This is a genomic window from Streptomyces mesophilus (genome assembly GCF_040300965.1).
Taxonomy (GTDB): Bacteria; Actinomycetota; Actinomycetes; order Streptomycetales; family Streptomycetaceae; genus Streptomyces; species Streptomyces mesophilus_A.
The window spans coordinates 4,360-8,814 of the sequence record NZ_JBEPEW010000234.1; the positions used below are offsets into that span (position 1 = coordinate 4,360).

General features: G+C 74.9%; 1 protein-coding gene. It reads left to right on the forward strand.

Features of this window, described 5'->3' with window-relative positions:
- Nucleotides 1–697 precede the first annotated feature (697 nt).
- Nucleotides 698–4,243 (forward strand): trypsin-like peptidase domain-containing protein, encoded by a 3,546-nt coding sequence (locus tag ABT367_RS39440; protein ID WP_352258550.1) that lies wholly within the window; start codon nt 698–700, stop codon nt 4,241–4,243.
- Nucleotides 4,244–4,455: the final 212 nt, after the last annotated feature.

A 4,455-nucleotide genomic window follows, 5' to 3' on the forward strand; every position in this document is an offset into this window, starting at 1 on the left:
GGTTGGTGGGGTGTTCTGGCCTGCGTGTTGGGGCCATCCGTTGGCGGGCGGCTGCGGGTTGGTGGGGTGTTCTGGCCTGCGTGTTGGGGCCATCCGTTGGCGGGCGGCTGCGGGTTGGTGGGGTGTTCTGGCCTGCGTGTTGGGGCCATCCGCTGACGCGCGGCTGCCGCTTCGTTCGCGCATCGGGGGTGCAGGGGGCGGAGCCCCCGCCAGAGCGGCACGGCATGGCAACCATTACGGCCCCGCGCCAACACGCCACCCGGCACTACCCGCTCCCCTCGAACCCCACCCCGCAGAACTCGCTCCCCCCAACCCCGCCTCGCACAACCCGCTCCCCCAAACCTCAACTCCTCCCACTCGCCCCGCTTGTTCCCCCCTCCCACTCGCCCCCTTGCCCCCACCCCAAGGGCCCGAGAATTCGGGGGGCCTGGGGGCGGAGCCCCCGGTTTCGGGAAGGGGCGGGTAGGGGGGGAAGGCGCCCGCCGCAGGCGCCACCCAGCCGCGCCCGGCAATGAGACCGCGCCCCCCACCGGACGGCACCCGCACCGCCCCAGTGCTCCGCTGCAAACGTCGTTCACCCGTTCAGGCAGGCGCTCGAAGCGCAGCGACGGTACACAGGGGGCGCATCCGGTTGGCGGGGCCCGTCGCGGATCAAGTCTCCCTACGGTCGTAGGAGAGCGCCGCGGGGAGGACGAGGATGGCCGGGGGTCGCGAGGAACTGGTCCGGATCTGTGATCTGGCGGGCCGCCCCCGCGGTACCGGCTTCGCGGCCGACGAGGACGGCACCGTCATCACCAGTCATGAGGCCATCGACGGCCTCGCGCGCATCGTGCTGCACGCGGGCGGCGGCCGTACGTGTGTGGTCGGGGCCGATGCCGTCATTTCGTTCCCCCAGGCGGATCTCGCGCTCGTGCGCACCGAAGGGCTCGGTCTGCGCGCGCTGCCCCTGTCCGTACGCGAGCACGTGGAGCCCGGCGCGTACGTGCGGATCGCCGCGCTCGGCTGGCGGGAGGCGCGCGTGCTCGATGCCGGTGCGCAGGTGACGTACACCGCGACGGACCGGTTCCATCTGCTCGGCGGCGTACTGGAGTTGGCCGTCGGCACCGATGCCGCCGACGCGCTGCAGCTCGGCGGGGGAGCGGCCGGTGGTCCGGTCGTCGACACCGTGACCGGGGCCGTGCTAGGGGTGCTCGGCACGGCGCTCGACGCGGGGCACCGCGCGGCCGGTTACGCGGTGCCGCTGCGGGCGGCCGCGCGGAGCGACACCGGCGGCACGCTCGACGCCCTGCTCACGCGCAACGCCGCGAGCGTCCCTGCGTACGGCCGCGATCTCAATCTGGCCGGGGCGCTGCAGCTCAGCGCGATCTCGGTGGGGTCCGATCTGCCGCGCGAGGAGCGCGAGCCGGTGGAACGCGAGGAGGTGGGGCGCCAGTTCGCGGAGTTTTTGGGGTCGGCCTCGTATGTGCTGGGGCTCGTCGGGGATCCCGGCAGCGGACGTACCACCGAGCTGGGCGCCCTCGCCCGCCGCCGCGCACGCGGTGGCGCACCGGCCCCGACCGTGTGGCTGCGCGGAGCCTCCCTGCGGGCGCAGGACACCTCGATCGCCGACGCGGTCGGGCGCGCCCTCGCGCACGCCGGGCGGATCGTGGCGGCGTCGGAGGGGGTGCCGGTGGCGGACGAGGAACAGGAAGGGGAGCTCGGGGACATCGGGCCCGACCGGATCGCCCGGCTCGTACGGGATGCGGGGCGGCCGTTGCTCGTACTCCTGGACGGGCCCGAGGAGATGCCGCCGCAGCTCGCGCACCGGCTCGCCGAGTGGAGTGCCGGGACCGGGGAGTGGCTGCGGGGGACCGGGGCGCGTCTGGTGGTGGCCTGCCGGCCGGAGTACTGGGAGCAGGCCGGGGCGCTGTTCCCCGGGAGCGCCCTGTACGGCTCCACGCAGGGCGGGCTGCTGCCTGCCTGCGTACGCCTGGGAGGTCTGGGGGAGCGGCAGGCGGGATGGGTACGTGGGTTGTACGGGGTGCCCGACGGCGCGCTGGTCGCGTGGGACGCCGAACATCCTCTGGCGGTACGGCTGTTGGGGGAGGTGCGGGCCGCGCTCGGGGACGCGGTGGAAGGGTGCCCGGACCGGTCCGAGATCTTCTCCGCGTATCTGGATCTGCTCTGTCTGCGGATCGCCGTACGACTGGCGGCTCTGCAGGACGTACGAGGCGCGGCCGTACGACGGCTCGCGGCCAAGGTGGCCGGACGGCTGCACGAGGCCGCGCGGCGGTGTCTGGGGCCCGGGCAGGGGGAGCTGGACCGGGAGGCCTTCGAGGAAGTCTTCCCATGGGCGACGGGATGGGCCTCCGCCGTGCTCACCGAGGGCGCGCTGGTGCCTGCGGGGGCCGGCTACCGGTTCGCGCACGAAGAGCTCGCCGACTGGATCCAGGGGGCCCATCTCGACCTGGACGCGGCCCTGTTCGCCCTCGTCCACCGCTGGCGCGAGGACCCCGATGCGGTCTCGGCACGCGCGCCGGGCCCGGCCCGGCTGCCCGCGCGCGTGGAGAGCCCGCGCCGGCGCCCGCGCAGGGCCACCGCCGATACGGAGCCCGTACGCCCCCTGCCCGTACCGCGGCACCGCATCGGCCCCGTCCTCCAGGCCCTGCTGCTCCTGGAGCGGCAGGAGGGCCCCGATCAGCTCCGGCGCCGCCTCGACGAACTCACCCTCGCCGCCGACCACTTCGCCCGCCATGGACTGCACCCCGTCCCCAGCTGGGCGGCCGGCAGCCGCAGGAACCCCGCGGACGCGGCCTGGTGGGCCGTGCACCTGCTGACCGAGACCCTGCTCCGGGTCCCCGACGCCCGCCCGTACATGCCCGTCCTGCGGCTGCTCGCCGACCGGATCCTCGCGGGCGGGGCGGGGCGCGGGGTGTGCCGGGTGTACGAGGGGATCGGCCCGTGGTTCTGGCGGGCCCTGCCGCTGCCCGCCGAGGAGCGGCTCGATCTGCTGCGGCGGCTGGTGGTCGCCGATGCCGGGCCCGGACAAGAGCGCTGTCTGGACACGGTCGCCGCTCTGCTCAAGGCCGAACCGGCCGTCGTACAGCCGTTGTTGGCCCGCTGGTTCACCGACGACCGCCCCCTGTCCTCCGCGCCGGCCGCCACCGTCGCCGACGCCGCCCAGGCCCTGCTGCACACCCACCGCCACCGTGCGCTCGACGACCTCACCGAGGCCCTCGTCGACTGCGGCCACCCCCGCGGCGATGAACTCCTGGCCACGCTCGCCGAGGAGGAGCCCTCCGCCCTGTGCCGCGCGGTCGACCGCTGGGCCCACGACGACCGCGCAGAACGCCGTGTGGCGGCCGCGTCCTACGGTCTGCGCGTCGTCCTGTCCCTCGATACGGAGGCGGACCGCACCCTGCTCCGCTACGCGGCCCTCGCCCTCCTCGCCCGGCCCGAGGACGGCGCGCTGCACGGTGCGGCGCTCTCCCTCCTCGTACGGGATCCGCTGACCCGGGCCCGTCATCTGCCGCTCGCCCTGAAGCGGTACGCGGCCGGCGATCCCCAGCTCTCATCGGCCGCCCTCGCCACGGCCCTCACGACCCATCCCGAACCTGTCCTCGGCGCGTTCCGGGGCCGGTTGCGCGAACCGGGTGCGGGGTCCGCCGAGGTCCTCGAGGCGCTCGCCGGGGTCACCACACCGGCGGTCGCCCGCCGGGTGACTCATCTCGTACGCGACTTCCTGGACCTCCGGCCGGAGGCGGCCGCGCAGGCCGGCGTCTATGTGGACCGCCGCCTGGAACAGGGGGCCCAGGCTCGGGCGACGCTCTTTCCGCTGGTCACCGGTCTCCTGCAGAACGGACCGCCAGAGGTCCGCCGGGCTCTGGCCGGTGTGCTCGCGGCGCCGGGCAGGGGCGGGCCCTCCGCGCGGGCGCTGCGCACGGAGCTGCTCGACGTGCTGCTCGAGCTGGAGCACGAGCCGGCCGTCCTGGACGAGGTGCTCACCGTGGCGGTACGCACCGGGGGTGCGGACTGGCCCCGTACACGCGACTTGGTCCGCCGCTGCGGCCTGCTCCTGGTCCGTACGCCCGAGGGTGCCGCGTCCTTCGACCGCCGCCTCGTCTCCCTGTCCCACACCCGCCCCGATTTCGCCCGCGCGCTGGCGGGATGGCTGGAGGAGGGGAGCGGGGTGTGGGCGGTACTGGTGGGGCCCAGCGCGCGGCGGATGATTGCGGATGGGGTGGGGGTGCGGGTTTCGGCTTGAGGGTGGGGTGCGCCGGTCTGTTGGGGTGCGCCGGTCTGTTTGGGTGCGCTGGGGTGCGCCGGTCTGTTGGGATGCGCTGGGGGTGGGCGGCTGCGGATGGGGTGCGGTCTCGTTGCAGGGTGCGGGTGGGCGCCTGCGGCGGGCGGTTTTCCCCTACCCGCCCCTTCCCGAAACTGGGGCTGCGCCCCAGACCCCGGATCCGAACTTCGTTC

Excerpts from the sequence above, each read along its gene's own strand:
- ABT367_RS39440 (WP_352258550.1), top strand. The coding sequence starts at position 698 with ATGGCCGGGGGTCGCGAGGAACTGGTCCGGATCTGTGATCTGGCGGGC.